The organism is Nonomuraea sp. NPDC026600 (assembly GCF_040638335.1).
GTDB lineage: Bacteria > Actinomycetota > Actinomycetes > Streptosporangiales > Streptosporangiaceae > Nonomuraea.
Window position 1 is genome coordinate 200,286 of record NZ_JBEZYD010000018.1, and the last position, 13,418, is coordinate 213,703.

The 13,418-nt window shown below is 68.8% G+C and carries 16 protein-coding genes and 1 pseudogene; 12 read left to right on the top strand and 5 right to left on the bottom strand.

What is annotated here, in order from left to right; genetic code table 11:
* Positions 1-11: 11 nt before the first annotated feature.
* The 4 genes from AB0F17_RS35375 (at position 12) to AB0F17_RS35390 (ending at position 1,931) form a co-directional block, all read left to right on the top strand.
* On the top strand, positions 12-374 hold the full coding sequence (locus AB0F17_RS35375; RefSeq protein WP_358031786.1) for a hypothetical protein: 363 nt from the start codon (positions 12-14) through the stop codon (positions 372-374).
* Positions 371-700, top strand: coding sequence for a hypothetical protein (locus AB0F17_RS35380; RefSeq protein ID WP_358031788.1), 330 nt, complete (start codon positions 371-373; stop codon positions 698-700). The genes AB0F17_RS35375 and AB0F17_RS35380 overlap by 4 nt, the downstream gene beginning before the upstream one ends.
* A 217-nt stretch (positions 701-917) precedes the next feature.
* Complete coding sequence (locus tag AB0F17_RS35385; RefSeq protein WP_358031789.1) at positions 918-1,286, top strand: 6-carboxytetrahydropterin synthase; 369 nt, start codon at positions 918-920, stop codon at positions 1,284-1,286.
* A gap of 240 nt (positions 1,287-1,526) precedes the next feature.
* On the top strand, positions 1,527-1,931 hold the full coding sequence (locus AB0F17_RS35390) for a Rid family hydrolase (RefSeq protein WP_358031790.1): 405 nt from the start codon (positions 1,527-1,529) through the stop codon (positions 1,929-1,931).
* Positions 1,932-2,300: 369 nt separating this feature from the next.
* On the opposite strand, the gene AB0F17_RS35395 is transcribed toward AB0F17_RS35390, so the two are convergent.
* Positions 2,301-2,612, bottom strand: a complete 312-nt coding sequence (locus AB0F17_RS35395) for a hypothetical protein (RefSeq protein ID WP_358031791.1) — start codon at positions 2,610-2,612, stop codon at positions 2,301-2,303.
* Between the two features lie 177 nt (positions 2,613-2,789).
* Between AB0F17_RS35395 and AB0F17_RS35400 the strand changes: the two genes are divergently transcribed.
* Positions 2,790-3,377 (top strand): recombinase family protein, encoded by a 588-nt coding sequence (locus AB0F17_RS35400; RefSeq protein WP_358031843.1) that lies wholly within the window; start codon positions 2,790-2,792, stop codon positions 3,375-3,377.
* Here the strand turns inward: AB0F17_RS35400 and AB0F17_RS35405 are convergent.
* The gene (locus tag AB0F17_RS35405; RefSeq protein ID WP_358031793.1) at positions 3,351-4,175 is read right to left on the bottom strand and encodes a helix-turn-helix transcriptional regulator; all 825 of its coding nucleotides are present in this window, start codon (positions 4,173-4,175) and stop codon (positions 3,351-3,353) included. The two genes, AB0F17_RS35400 and AB0F17_RS35405, sit on opposite strands and share 27 nt — an antisense overlap.
* 203 nt (positions 4,176-4,378) lie before the next feature.
* Here AB0F17_RS35405 and AB0F17_RS35410 point away from each other — a divergent pair, with 203 nt between their 5' ends.
* From AB0F17_RS35410 to AB0F17_RS35420, 3 genes are all read left to right on the top strand, one after another.
* Positions 4,379-5,227: a hypothetical protein gene (locus AB0F17_RS35410; RefSeq protein ID WP_358031794.1), complete on the top strand. Its 849-nt coding sequence runs from the start codon at positions 4,379-4,381 to the stop codon at positions 5,225-5,227.
* Between the two features lie 552 nt (positions 5,228-5,779).
* Positions 5,780-7,003, top strand: a complete 1,224-nt coding sequence (gene fxlM / locus AB0F17_RS35415) for a methyltransferase, FxLD system (protein ID WP_358031796.1) — start codon at positions 5,780-5,782, stop codon at positions 7,001-7,003.
* 246 nt (positions 7,004-7,249) lie between these two features.
* Entirely contained in the window at positions 7,250-7,801 is a 552-nt protein-coding gene (locus tag AB0F17_RS35420) for an NUDIX hydrolase (RefSeq protein WP_358031797.1), read from the top strand.
* Positions 7,802-7,943: 142 nt separating this feature from the next.
* Here the strand turns inward: AB0F17_RS35420 and AB0F17_RS35425 are convergent, their stop codons facing one another.
* Positions 7,944-8,534: a helicase-associated domain-containing protein gene (locus AB0F17_RS35425; protein WP_358031799.1), complete on the bottom strand. Its 591-nt coding sequence runs from the start codon at positions 8,532-8,534 to the stop codon at positions 7,944-7,946.
* A 68-nt stretch (positions 8,535-8,602) separates the two neighbouring features.
* On the opposite strand from AB0F17_RS35425, the gene AB0F17_RS35430 reads away from it, so the two are divergent.
* Positions 8,603-9,376, top strand: a complete 774-nt coding sequence (locus AB0F17_RS35430) for a glycosyltransferase family A protein (RefSeq protein WP_358031800.1) — start codon at positions 8,603-8,605, stop codon at positions 9,374-9,376.
* 134 nt (positions 9,377-9,510) lie between these two features.
* Here AB0F17_RS35430 and AB0F17_RS35435 read toward each other — a convergent pair whose 3' ends face one another.
* Positions 9,511-9,669, bottom strand: coding sequence for a hypothetical protein (locus AB0F17_RS35435; protein ID WP_358031802.1), 159 nt, complete (start codon positions 9,667-9,669; stop codon positions 9,511-9,513).
* Positions 9,670-9,953: 284 nt separating this feature from the next.
* Here AB0F17_RS35435 and AB0F17_RS35440 point away from each other — a divergent pair.
* Positions 9,954-10,283, top strand: a pseudogene (locus AB0F17_RS35440) (tyrosine-type recombinase/integrase); the annotation flags it as partial.
* 237 nt (positions 10,284-10,520) lie between these two features.
* Here AB0F17_RS35440 and AB0F17_RS35445 read toward each other — a convergent pair.
* On the bottom strand, positions 10,521-10,829 hold the full coding sequence (locus AB0F17_RS35445; RefSeq protein ID WP_358031847.1) for a hypothetical protein: 309 nt from the start codon (positions 10,827-10,829) through the stop codon (positions 10,521-10,523).
* A gap of 314 nt (positions 10,830-11,143) precedes the next feature.
* Here AB0F17_RS35445 and AB0F17_RS35450 point away from each other — a divergent pair, with 314 nt between their 5' ends.
* Together AB0F17_RS35450 and AB0F17_RS35455 are read left to right on the top strand one after the other, a co-directional pair.
* The gene (locus AB0F17_RS35450; protein ID WP_358031804.1) at positions 11,144-11,353 is read left to right on the top strand and encodes a hypothetical protein; all 210 of its coding nucleotides are present in this window, start codon (positions 11,144-11,146) and stop codon (positions 11,351-11,353) included.
* 337 nt (positions 11,354-11,690) lie between these two features.
* Entirely contained in the window at positions 11,691-13,241 is a 1,551-nt protein-coding gene (locus AB0F17_RS35455) for a hypothetical protein (RefSeq protein WP_358031806.1), read from the top strand.
* Positions 13,242-13,418: the final 177 nt, after the last annotated feature.

The window sequence follows — 13,418 nt, forward strand, 5'->3', positions numbered from 1 at the left end:
AGCTCCAGCCCGTGCACCCCCACAGCACAGCCCAACCGGCCGCCCGCAAACCTGAACCAGCCCTCGCGCTGGCTCACCAGCCGCAAGCCGAGCTGGAGCGGCTCAACGTCCCCGCCCATGTCCTGGGCGGCGATGACAAGGCCGCGGTGTCGCTGTGGCCCCATCTGGTCGCATTGATGGCCGGGCAGGCGATCTTTTGGCAGACTCCCTACCCGAGCGCGCGCGGAACCGTCCTGTGGACGCTCGCCTGGGCTCCCGCCACGGCGGCCACACGGTTGATGGCCCAATACCTCGACCTCGTGAAACAGCCTCTGCCGCAGCCGTTTCACGAGCTCGTCATGCTGACCGTGGCTGGCGGAGGTGACGAGCGATGACGGCGACCATGTGGCTTCTGCCCGGCCTGCGACCGGCCGACACGGCAGCCGAGCAGCTTCAGGATCGGCTCCACGCAGCGCACCGGATCGCCTCCGAGGTCCGCCACGGCGACGGTGTCGCGCTGGTGCTGATCTCGACCGACCTGGTCGTCTGGACCGACGGGGGCATCTGGTGGTGGTGGACCGGCCACACGACCGGGCGAGGCCGGTGGATCTACAACCATGCCTCCACAGCGAACGTGGCGACCGCCGCTCGCCGTATCGCACTCCGTCACGCGGAGTTGCATGGCGGCGAGCAGTCTTGGCTCAAGGAGCGGATCGGTTGAGCACCCCGACATGCGCGGCGGCGCGGGCCGGGCAAAGCTCGACGACTGCCACGGCCCAGCCTGTGCCCCCGCCTCAAGCTCGGTGCCTGGGCAGGATCTTCGCTCTGTCCAGGCACCGAGATCCAACCGAGAACTCCCGGTCGTCTGCCCTACCCCCTGTCCGGGCTTGGAAAGCCCGGACTTGGTCCAACCGCCGAACCTCACCCCAAGAAGAGTCATGGACATCAGTTCCGTACCACTCCCGTCCGGCAGGCACAGTATCGGCAAGGCGTTTGACTTCGAGGCCGGGCACCGGCTGCCTGGCCTCCCGCCTGGGCACAAGTGCTCGCAGCAGCACGGTCACAGCTATCAGGTCGAGGTGATCCTCACCGCGCAGGCACTGGAGGGGCCGGGCTTCATTACCGATTTCGGGGACCTCGCGCCGTTCAAGAACTTCCTGGACACCCAGCTCGATCACCACAACCTGCACGAGATTTTCCCCTTTGAGCCGACTTCGGAGCGCCTGGCTCAGTACCTGGCCGGCCCAGCTGACGACCCAGCCCGGGCTCTTCCGCGATCTATGGCTCCTCCAACAGGACCGCGGTAACACTTCGCAGGGCGGGGAGACATCATGACCGGCCATCAGACAGCGGTCCTCGGCCATGATGGACGGCCGTACCGCCGGACGGCCGCATCTGCCACCTTCCCCTGGTCGGGTGGCGGAACTCTGCCTCCGGTTCCGGCTGCACCTCCGAGGCAGCCGCGCGGGGCGCCGACCCGCGCACCGCGGCCGGTCACAGACGCCCTGGCCGCAGACCGCGGCTGGGGCCTGACGAAGGGACGCGTGATGGTTCAGGCAAGGTGCGTGCGCGAGGAGACGAGGATCTTCTCGGACGGCGTCTGGGAAGCCAAGTACGGCTACGCCAGGGCGGTGGTGGCAGGGCCAAGGGTCGTGGTCTCCGGATGCACGGCCACGGTCGACGGTGAAGTACAGCACGAGGGCGACGCCTACCTGCAAGCCATGACGGCCTTCGACATCGCGCTCAACGCAGTCGAGGCGGCCGGCCTGACCAGGGAGGACGTTGTCATGGTGCGCTACTACGTGGTGGATGACAGCCACTACGACAAGGTCGGCACGGCGCTGTCGGAGATGCTCGGACACGTCAGACCAGCGTGCACAGGCGTCAAGGTGGCGGGACTGATCGACAAGCGGATGCTGGTCGAGATCGAGATCGAGGCGTTTCGGGGATGAGTCGCGGGTCGAGTCATCCCCCCTCTCGACGCCCGCGTCGAACACCGCATCTTCACCGGACTGCGCCGGCTCGCGCGCGGCCGTGGCCGAACTCGGCTGGCCCGAGACCGGCGCAACCGCCACGCAAGCACTCACCCAGGACAAGGGCGCCGACTCCTCCCGTCCCTCCGACGCGCTCAGCGACCTCCGCGATCAATTAGCCCCCCATCGCGACGTCCCGGTCGTCCGCGAATTCCTCAGCCTGAGCACGAAGCTTGTGGCCCGTCCCCGAACGTTGACCCGGTAATTGATCTCAGCCAGTGAACCCGTCAGAGTCTGCACGAAGCTCGCTGTCCCTGATCTGCATGTAGTTGTCCCATGCGGGCAAGGTCAGGTTGCCGAATCGCCGATGGGCAGGAGGTCGACGCGGCCGTCGGGGAGCCGGTGGAAGCCAGGGTGGTAGAGGCCGGTGACGTCGGCGACGGTGATCGGTCCGTGGGCGGGCCACGTGACGGCGAAGGCGTGGGCTGCGGGGCATCGGACGACGAGGCGGCCGAAGGAGTCGTAGCCGTGCTGGACGCCATGCTGGCGTTCGTGATCGTAGAACAGCCGGACGAGGTCGTCGGCCCTCTGCCGGTTCTTCGGGCCGGGGCCCCCACCAGGCGATCGTGGTGAGATAGGCGGCAGCGTCGGCGGATTCACCGTCGCCGTCCAGGCGGGCGGGGGCCGTTTCCTCGATACGGGCGGGGAATTGCTCTTCGAACGTGATGCTGTGGCTTCGGAAGTGCTCCCGCCGACCGGAGCCCGGGCCAGCCGTGGCGGCGGGGCACACCACCGCCCGCGCCGCTCAGTGACGATGGGCCGACGGCCGACATTCGGATCGGCTACACACGCTGCTCCGCCCTCACCCAGGAACTGCAATCGCAACTGGCCGCACTGGCCGCGCACGGCATCGGCCGCGAGAAGATCTTCTCCGAGAAGATCTCCACCCGGATGAAGGTACGCCCCCAGTTCGAGGCGGCGCTCACGCTGGCCCGGCAGATCAAGGCACACGCCCCACACTGCCGGGTCATCCTGACGGTGTATGAGATGAAGCGACTGGGCCGCGACGCCGCCGAACTCACCGCGCTGGCCGACCACATGACCGCGCACGGCCTGGTGCTGGAGATGCTCGCCGGGCCGCTCGCCGGCATCTACGATCCGTCCGGGCCGGATGCTATTCGCCTTCTTCGCCGCCATGGCCGTGACCAAACGCGAAGCCATCCGCGAGGCCACCCTGGAATGCCTGGACGCCGCCGCCCGCAAGGGCAAGCACGGCGGCCGCCCCCGGTGACCCTCGACGACATGCTGCACACCGTGCTGCGCCGCAAGGCCGCCGGGGAACGCGTCGAAGACATCCGCAAAGACCTGATCATCCCCACCGGCAGACACAGGAAGGTCCTATTCGCCGCAGGCGGCATGCGCTGATGCGATCAATGCGACGCTGGCCTCGGGAGACTGTGCTCCGGCTTGCAGGCGCGCGAAGGCTTGCGTGTAGGTGGCGACATGAGCGTCGTCGAGGAGCCGGAAGCCGTGCGCTGTCTCGCAGTGAACGATGCCCCGTTCATCCTGCAAGCGCACCAGGGTGAAGGCTTCCCCCGCCAGAAGCGCCGCATCGGCGGGGACCACCTGCACGATGGCCCAGGAACGGTTCGCCACCTCGAGCAGGTGATCGAGCTGCTGCCGCATCACGTCCGTCGCGCCGATAGGACGGCGCAGTACGCTCTCCTCGACCACGATCGACAGGCTGCAGCGGCCACTGGCGGCGGCGCCAATTCGGCGCTCGTGCAGTGCGAGCGCCTGCTCGACGGGCTCCGGCGCGCCGCGACCGGTGTAAATCGCCCGCATGTACGCCGTCGTCCGTACCAGCGCAGGCAACAGGAAGGACTGGTAGTCGTATACGGCGTCGGCCTGTGCTTCCAGGCACGCCAGAACGGTCTCGCCACGTTCACAGCCGCTACGAACCGCCGGCAGGCGGGCCTGTCGGCTGGTGAGGGCAACCTCCTCCACCACGGCGCTGCGGGCGGCGGAGACACCGTAGAGGTCGAGCAGGGTCCGCAGGGCCGGTCGCTTCGGGATCACCTCGCCGGCCTCCCACCTCCGGATGGTGGCCGTCGAAGCGTCCACTGAAACCGCCGCATCCTTGAGAGTGACAGCGCTTTGCTCACGCAAACTGCGCAGGCAGGCTCCAACGCCACAATCGAGGGCGGCGAGGCTGTGCAGCACTGTCAACACTTCGCTGACGGATGCGCTCGGCCGGGCGAGAGGTCCGTTGTTCTGCTCCCTGCTTACTCATGCAAGATCGCGCCGATGTCGCCCCGCTCCTGCCCGGCGACGCGCAACCGGTTGATCAGCGCGTGCTCGATCGCGTCCTGCCTGGCTTCCTCAGAGTGAGCGCGGCGATGTCCCGAGGCGGGAAGAAGGGATACATGTACCCAAGCCGCATCCGGTGGGCCGAGGTCGTCGAGCAGGCCCGCCTGGTTATCATCGCCTACGAGGGCGGAGTGACGCTGCGTCAGTGCTTCTACCGCCTAGCCGTCGCCGGCGCCATCCCGAACACCGCGGCGGCGTATCGCAAGCTCTCGGCTCACCTGGCCCAGGCTCGCCGCCTCGGCGGCTTCCCCGACCTCATCGACGCGGTACGCGAGATCCACGCCCCGCTGGCCTACACCGACCCGGGCGAGATCCTCGCACAGGTCCCCAACCTGTACCGTCGTGACCGGACCGAGCACCAGCCGGTGACGCTGGTACTGGCCGCGGAAAAGGACACTCTGCGGGCCCAGATCACGAGCTGGACCTTCGAGTACGGACTGCCCGTCCTGGTGCTGCGCGGCTTTTCCAGCGAGACCTATGTGCGGCGGGTCCGCGAGCGCCTGGCGGCCGATCCCCGGCCAGCCGTGCTGGCCTACGTCGGCGATCACGACGCGAGCGGCGAGGCGATCCTGACTGACTGGCTCGCCCGGACCAGCGGCTGCTGGTCCAGCGTGGAACGGATCGCCCTCACCCACGAGCAGGTGCTCGCCTACGCCTTGCCCGCCGCGCCGGGCAAGGCCGGAGATCCGCGCTGGCCTGCGTTCGCCGCCCGCCATGACCTGGACCCGGTCGCCCCAGCACAGTGGGAGGCCGAAGCACTCGACCCCGCTGAGCTGCGCCGCCTCATCGAGGCCACGATCGCCCGCTGGATCGACCAGCAGGCATGGCAGCAAGCCATCGACGACGAACGACACGACATCGAGCTCCTGCGCCAGTTCGTCCGAAGCTGGCCGCACCCGCGATGACCCCGGCCAAACAGCGTTGCCGATCCCGGCCAGCGAGCGTCGCAGGTCACAGGCACTCCGGTCGCGCGCACGCGCGCGTAGGGGTGTCCCAAAAGTCCCGAAACTCCCGCGCCGACCGCCCACGGGGCACCGCGATCAGCCCTGACAGGCGACCCGCCGAGAGTGCGATCGGATCGTCTGCTCATGCCGCTCTGCCCTTGGTGTTCTTTCTGGGGTCTTGATCTTGATGGTTGGCCTCGGTGATCGGGAAGTGCGGCGGTGGGACTGCGGCAAGGGGAGCCAGGCCCGGCTGCTTCATCCGCACCGGCATGATCACGACAGTACGCCGCGCCACACCGTCGCCGCAGCCCACTCGCGTGACACCTCGTCCCCGGCGGGCCGAGCAGCAGAATGCGTCCGTGACCGCTCCAAACGCCGGACCACTCAAACCGGACCTGCGGCCACGATCCCGCAGACCCTCATCGAATCAGCTACACCAAGCACGAAACGCGGAACCGCGGTCATACCGCCATCCCGCCCCTGGCCAGGCACTCCCATGAGTAGGCTGCGCAAGTGGACGACGCCCAGCCCAGCACCGAAGAAGAGTCGCTGCGCGCGGCCATGGTCGACCGTCTGCGGGAGCTCGGAGCAATCCGCAGAGACGAAGTCGCTGCAGCGTTCTCTCGTGTGCCCCGGCATGTGTTCGCGCCTGAGGCGACGCCGGAGGAAGCCTACGACACGGACGTCGTCGTTCGGACGAAGTGGCACGCGGACGGGATCGCGATCAGCTCAGTGTCAGCGCCGCAGATTCAGGCGCGGATGGTGGAGCAGGCCGGGATCACGCGGGGCATGCGGGTTCTGGAGCTTGGTTCTGGTGGTTACAACGCATCGGTGATCGCCGAACTTGTCGGGCCGGGAGGCCACGTCTCCACAGTCGATATCGACGCCGATATCACCGAACGCGCCCGCCGGTTGCTGGACGAGGCTGGGTATTCGACAGTCCACGTGGTGCTCGGAGACGGCGAACTCGGCTGCCCCGATTCTGCGCCCTTCGACGCGATCGTGGTGACCGTCGAGGCTGCGGACATCCCACCTGCGTGGATTGAGCAGCTCATCGAAGGAGGAACGCTCACGGTGCCGCTGCGGGTTCGAGGCTTCACCCGCGTGATCGGCTTCATTAGGCGCAGTAACTGGCTGGTGAGCACGTCGAAGGAGCTCGCTGGCTTCGTCCCGATGCAGGGAGACGGCGAGCGGCCCCGGCGTTGGGTGCCGCTGCGGGATGGAAAGGTGCGGCTTCAGTTCGATGAGGATCCCTGCCCGACCGACCCCGAGGCCCTGGAGCGTGCATTCGCAGCTGGACAGGCGCAGGTTTGGACGGGAGTTACCGTCCGGCCCGACGAGTCGCTCGACACGCTCCAAACCTGGCTGGCCACCAGCCTCGCCAGCTCCTGCCTGCTGTCCTTCGACAACGAGGATAAGGATCTGGCCGGCAGCTTCGCGGACCCGCTCATCTCCTCGATGTGCAACGGCTTTGTCGACGGAGAGAGCCTCGCCTACCTCACGAAGCGGGAACTGCGCGAGGACACCGTCGAGATTGGCAGCCACGCGTTCGGGCTCGACGCTCCCGCCTTGGCAAACACCTGGGCCGACCTCGTGCGGACGTGGGACCGCGTTCACCGTCATGGGCCAGGCCCTAGGTACACGATCTACCCAGTGGACACCGACCATCAGAGCGCTGACGGCCCTGTGGTGACCAAGGGCCACGTCAAGATCGCGATTTCCTGGCCTTTGCCCTAGCGGCCTGCGGAAGACACCCATCCCGGTGAGACTCTTCTCAATGAGTGGCACCTTTCAGAGAGACGGCGGTGATGTCGGTGAGCTAGTGGGCGACCTTGATGGCCATGCGCAGGGTGTTCGGCCAGCCGAGGTCGTCGGTGACGCCGTACATGTTGCGGTGCCAGCTCACCGGTTGCCGGGCAGCCATATCCATCGTCTTGGCGATGCGCCCACGCTGAGGGCCTGTTGATCCGTAAGCTACCGGGTGTGGGTGATGTCAGGGTCAGCGAGTGGACGCAGCTGAGTGAGATGCCCGGGCCGGCGGGGTTCCTGAAAGTCCGTACCTACGAGTACGGCTATCCGGATGGCAACAAGGGAGTGTGGGACATCCTCGAGGGGGGCGCCACCGTCGCGATCGTCGCAGTGACCGAGGACGACCAAGTGGTTCTCGCCCGCCAGTACCGGCCGGGGCCTCGGCGGGTCTTGCTGGAGTTGCCGGGCGGAAACGCTGACGGAGACGAGCCGGTCGAGGTGGCGGCGGCCCGTGAGTTGCTGGAGGAGACCGGCTACGAGGCGGCGACGCTCAAGGTCGTCATGCAGACGTATCTGGCGTCGTATGCCTCGCATCGCCGCCACGCGGTCTTGGCCCGTGGGTGTCGGAAAGTGGCTGAGCCGACTCTGGAGGACGGCGAGTTCGTCGAGACCGTGCTGATGCCGGTCGGTGAGTTCGTGCAGCATGTTCTCAGCGGGCAGCTGACCGACACCGATATGGCTTTCGCGGGGCTGACCGCCGCCGGATACCTGAAGCCGACCGTTTGACCACCGACACACGCTGCTGAGCGCGGCCGAGATGCGCTCGGTGGTGTGGGCATCGCTTTCGAGATAGAGGCGCGTGCCGGGTTCGATTCCCGACGGGCGGACCACGACCCGGCCGCGACTGTCGTTGTGGAAGACGGTCACGTCATCCTCGGTACTGAAGGCACGGGCATCGGAGCGCCAAGGATGGTCTGTGCAACGGGCGCGTACCCCCGCCGCGCAGCGTGGCCAAGACCGTCTTCAGGTCGCCAGCGCACACCAGCGCGGCTGGCCCGATGCGGCGCGGTCGTAGCCCGCTCATCGCCGGATCGGTCAGGATCTGGGTGGCGGGTAGCCTCGTCGATCGTCTCCACGCAGACGCCCATGACGCGCACATGCCGTGCCGGCGCCCCGCGTCGCTGATCAGGTAGTGGACGACCTGTGGGATGCCGGCCGGCGCGACGCAGGCCAAGGCGGTCAGCAGGTCCTCGGCTCTAGCGCCGGTATCGAGGTAACGCCGTACGCTAGTCGGGCTCAGCCGCCCGATGCGTGCGTGCAGGTCGGCCGATTCCAGGTCAGCGCAGCTGTCAAGCAGGTCGGTCAGGCCAGGGTCCGGAAGCCCGATCACGGTGGCCGGCTGATCGGCTTGGATCGTCGCAGTGGTGGTGACCCGCCACATTCGCTCAGCCAGCTCGGCGATCGCGCCGGGCCCGCCGGTGGCAAGCGCGTCGCCGATCGGCGTCAGCGTGCCGAGCACCACCAAGCTCCTATTCGGTTGCGGTGCTTGAATGGACCGTCGTTCCTGATCTGGCAAGGAGATGTGCTGTGCCCCTGGTGTCTGTCGTGATGCCCGTGTACAACTCGGCGGCCATCCTCGGCGCGGCCGTCCGATCGGTGCTCACGCAGACTCACAGCGACCTGGAGCTGCTGGTCACCGACGACCAGTCCTCCGACGGCTCCATGGATCTGCTTCGCGAGTTCGCCGAGCATGACGAGCGCGTTCTGCCGGAGTCGGCACCCGAACGGGGCGGTGCCAGCCGGGCCCGCAACCTCGCGATCGAGCGGGCCCGCGGGGACTACATCGCGTTCCTCGACTCCGACGACATGTGGTTGCCGGAGAAGACCGAGAAGCAGCTCGCCTTCGCCGCAGAAGGCGATGCGCCGTTGACGTTCACCTCGTACTTCAAGATGGACGCCGACTACGCCGGCGAGAGCACCGACTGGGTTCCGAACGGGCGAGTGATCCGTGCGCGAGAGCACGTGGACTACCGCGCGATGCTGGTTCAGGACCACATCGGTGCTCTCACCGCCATGTACGACCGCAACGTCCTGGGTACGAGACTGATGCCGGCGATGCGCAAGCGCCAGGACTACGCCCTCTGGCTGTCGATCATGCGGGACGGTGCTGACGCCCGGGGTCTGGCTGAGCCGCTTGCGGTGTACCGGGCCCACCAGGCGGGATCGCTGTCCTCCAACAAGATGTCCTTGGTCAAGTACAACTGGGTCCTGTACCGCGAACACGAGCATCTGTCGGTCCCGCAGGCGACGCGGGCACTGGCCGGCGCCGTGTGGCAGTCGCTGCGCAACTCGCGCATCTAGCCCCGTACACGGGTCCGGGGAGCCCGGTGCACGATCGTTTCCAAGGGAGCCCGAGCCGGGCCCCGCCCCCTGGCCGTGCCGCGGGCTCGGGGGCTCGGGGCGGGACTCGGTGGGGCACCGGTGCCGTCGACCGGCTAGGCGGCCGAGCCGTCGCCGGCCTCCGCGCGCAGGAGGAACTGGAGGAGCAGCCGCCGGTCGGCGACCGGGACGGTCTCCTGGCCGCTGCGTAGAGCCTCCCGGCCGTGCAGGAAGCGGCGCTGGTTCACGATGAGGTAGTCCCCGGACTGGAGCATGAAGGAGACCTGCCCCCGGACAAGCTCCTCGGCGAGTTCCCTGGCGGCTTCGGCGTGCGTGCGCCTGGCCGAGCTCGGACCTCACCAGCAGCATCTTGGCGGTGAACCGGACGAACCCCTCGTCCGGGTCGGAGCCGTCCAGGAGGGGGAACGGCTTGTACTCCTCGCCCACACCGAACAGGTCGAAGAAGGTCCCGTAGTGGTAGGCCAACTCCGCCAGTAGGGCGCGGCAGTCCACCGACAGCCGCGCCCGGCCGCTGCGTGATCGCGCCATCGTGCACACCATGCTCGGCACCGGGCTGCGTCGCGCCGAGATCGCCGGCCTCGACCTGGCCCAACTGGAGCCGCGCGAACCCGCCCAGCTGCGCCGGGTGAAGAAGGCCAAACTGAACGGGGTGCGCGGCAAGGGCCGCACCAGCCGCAGCGTCTTCCTCGGTCTGGACGCCCGCACCGCGCTGGCCGACTACCTCGAACATGAACGCGACCGCGACGCCGCGCCCGACTCCACCGCGCTGTTCCTGGCGGCCTCCTCCATCGCCGCCCGCCGGCCCGATGGGCGGCTGTCGCCGCGCTCGATCAACACCATCGTCGGCGAGATCGGCGCCATCCACGACCTGCAGGTCGCAGGCGCCGACCGGCAGCTCGGCGTGCTACGCCCGCACGACCTGCGCCACCTTCGCCTACCTGCTCTCCCAAGCCTCCGGTCACAACCGGGCCGAGCTGGAACGGCGCCTGGGCCACGCCAACGAGCGGTACCTGAAGCTGTACACCAACCCGCCCGAGGAGATCGCCGTCGGCTACGTCGAAGACCTATGAGCGCCGTGCGAGCGGTGCGAGAGTGCAGACGGGGGTCAGGGGATGTCGGTCAGGCGGACCTCGCCGGACGCCCCGGCCGGGCGGAACCGGTAGCCGCCCTGCCTGTCGGCGATCGTTTTGGCCTCGCCCAGCGCCCGCACCAGGCGGTGCAAGCGGGGGTAGGGCGAGGCGAGGGTGGCGTCGCGGAAGAACTCGCTGCGCAGCATGTCGAACACGTTCGCCGCGAGGTTGGCGCCCGCCCACCGGTAGGCGCCCTCGTTCGCCGTGATCGTGGCGTTGCACCAGACCTCGCGCAGGTGCTCCGGCACGGGGTGGTAACGCACCCGGTGATCGCTGCGGGCCACCTCCATCTCCGCCCGGGCCCAAACTGGTCCCGTTGAGTTTGACCATCAGCGGGATCGTGGCCGCCTCGGTGTCGGGAACCTCGCGGTACTGCTGCAGGGTCGGGTCCAGCAGGCGGTCGGCCGCAGGGACGATCAGCACGGCGTGCCCGTTGAAGGTGCCGTCCGGGTTGTAGTGAGGGCCGTCGCCGCCGTACCGGGTGTGCGTGCCGTTGCCCTCCAGGTCGAGGATCACCGCCTCCACCCGCGAGGCGATGCCGTACTCGGCCAGGGCGTAGTGCAAGGTCAGGCAGCCGTCTACACAGTAGGCGGCGCCCTTGCCGTCTTCGGCGACGTTCCACAGCCACACCCCGGCCAGCCCGAGCAGCGGCAACGCCTCCGCCGGAGCGTTCATCATCAAGGTGGTGACCGTCTCCAGGCTCATCCGCACCCGCCGGCCCGGCGACGCCACGCGCCGCTCGGGGCGGCGCCGGCGGGCGGCCTTGTCCTTCTTGGGATTGCGGCGGGCGGCCATGCCCCGACGATAGACATTCCCCGGCCGGACGCAACCCCCGCTCTCCCTTATGTCCTGAACAATTCCCAGGGCCAGGGCCTCCATCAACGCCGCTGCGGCCCCTGCCAGCGCCGGTCGCCTTGCATCCCAACCGCCACCGCTGACCACCTTCTGGCATCTGCGGGCGGGCCATGGTCGCCACCAGCTGTCCCGGAGCTTGGAAAGCCCGCTCCGCCAGTTCCGTCACCGGCGCCCTCCGCTGCCGTAGACACGCCGGCGATCACGTCCTGGGACGGACCTGCCCACATCCCCGCCGCGGGCCCGGGAGCTCCCTCCCCGCAACGCCCAGCCGACCACCCGGAGCCTCTTGGATGCCTGCTCGAATCCCTCGCCACCGCACGGACGCCCACGCCCTGGCGCCCGGTGACTATCTCAGGATCATCTTTGACCAGTACAGCCCCTTCCACGTCGAGGCGTCGGCGTTCTACGCCCGGACCGAACGCATCGAGGTCCTTCCCGCCGATGGCGTGATCCGGACCCGGGGCCTCAATGGGCGAGGGCCGGTGGCCGTCTTCTGCCACGGCGTGCCCGGCCCGCTCGTGCTGCACTGCGGCGATCACCAGATCCTGGCCCAGGTCGACGCCGACCGTGACCACCACGAGCAGGCCGCTCCGTGGTGGTCATCTCTGCCTGCCCCATTCTTCACACGAGCGCACGTCGTCACCGCCGACCGGCAGCCGCCGGCCGCCGACGCCACGGTCGTACCGTTCGTCCGCCGGGATGGCCGCCCACCGCGCATGGCCACCACGATGACCATGCCCGCCCACGCGCTGCGACCCGGCGACTATCTCGAGGCCATCGCGGCCCGTCACCCGGCTGCCGACCGCAGCCCGGATGAAGGATTCGCTCGCGTGCAATGGATCGAGGCCCTCGATCCCGAGCACACCGGCCACCTCACCGCTCAGCCCGCATGGCGCGACCAGCGGCTCCTACTGGTCAGACTGCGCAGCGCCAGAGACATCCTGCTGCTGCCCGCCGACTCCCCGGTACGGGTACTGGCCTACGTCAACCCGGAACGAGCCGCCTTCGAGGGCAGCTTCGATCCCGACGGCGACGGCCCGCCCTTCGACCCCAAAGTCCCGGCCTCCCGGCCTTTCACCCCCGCCGAGGAGCAGGCCGCCCACCTGCATCGTGAGCGGCTGCGCCAGGCCGTGCGCGTGCCCGCCGACGAAGCGGACCTCTACCCCCAGCGCTACACCGACCCGGCCGAACGGCGGCGACTGCTGCACGGCGTCAACAGGGTGCGGCTGGTGCCGTTGTCGAGCCTGCCCTGGCCCCACGGCCTGTTCAAATGCGCGCACGCACCCGCCGGCGAACGCCTCGCCCGCGGCTACCCCCACGACAAGCACAGCGACGGCGCATCCCAAGCCGCGCACGCCGAACTTTTCACCCAACTGAGCGCACAGGACTTCGCCGCCTGCCCCTACCATCAAGCCAACTGGCCGCTCATCGGCGAGATCGCCCGCCGCGCCGTCGCCGGTCCCGAGCGCGATTGGCGAGACGCCCTCACCCCAGCCGACACCGCCAGCCTCACCCGGCAAGACGAGCACTGGCTCGACAGCTTCGAGATCGACCCCATCGCCTGGGACGACGGCCACGACTCCATCACCAACGGCCAGCACCGCCTGTGCGCGCTGCGCGCCGCCGGAGTCCTCACCTGCCCCGTGGACGGCCGACACGTCCCCGACGACCTCTACCCCAGCCCGGTGCCCGCCCACGAGCACGCCCAGCAGACCATCACCGGATTCTGGACCCGCTACCTGACCAAGCGGGTCCGGAACCCAAAGCTGGCCGACCTCGCCCGCCGCCTCCTCCTCAAGTGGCCGGCCGGCCGCCTCTTCCTCTTCGGCACTGACCGGTAGCCCCTCCAGCCCACGTGATCGGCGCACTCTTCCTTCGCCACCCCGCCCCTCGCTGGGTGAGAGGACCGGCGGACCGGTCAGATCCAACCGGCGACCGCGCCTGGCTGCACGGTTCCGTACAGCGTCATGGTGGTGGGGAACAGCAGGGTCAGGCCGCACCGGTCGACGTCTCGCTGG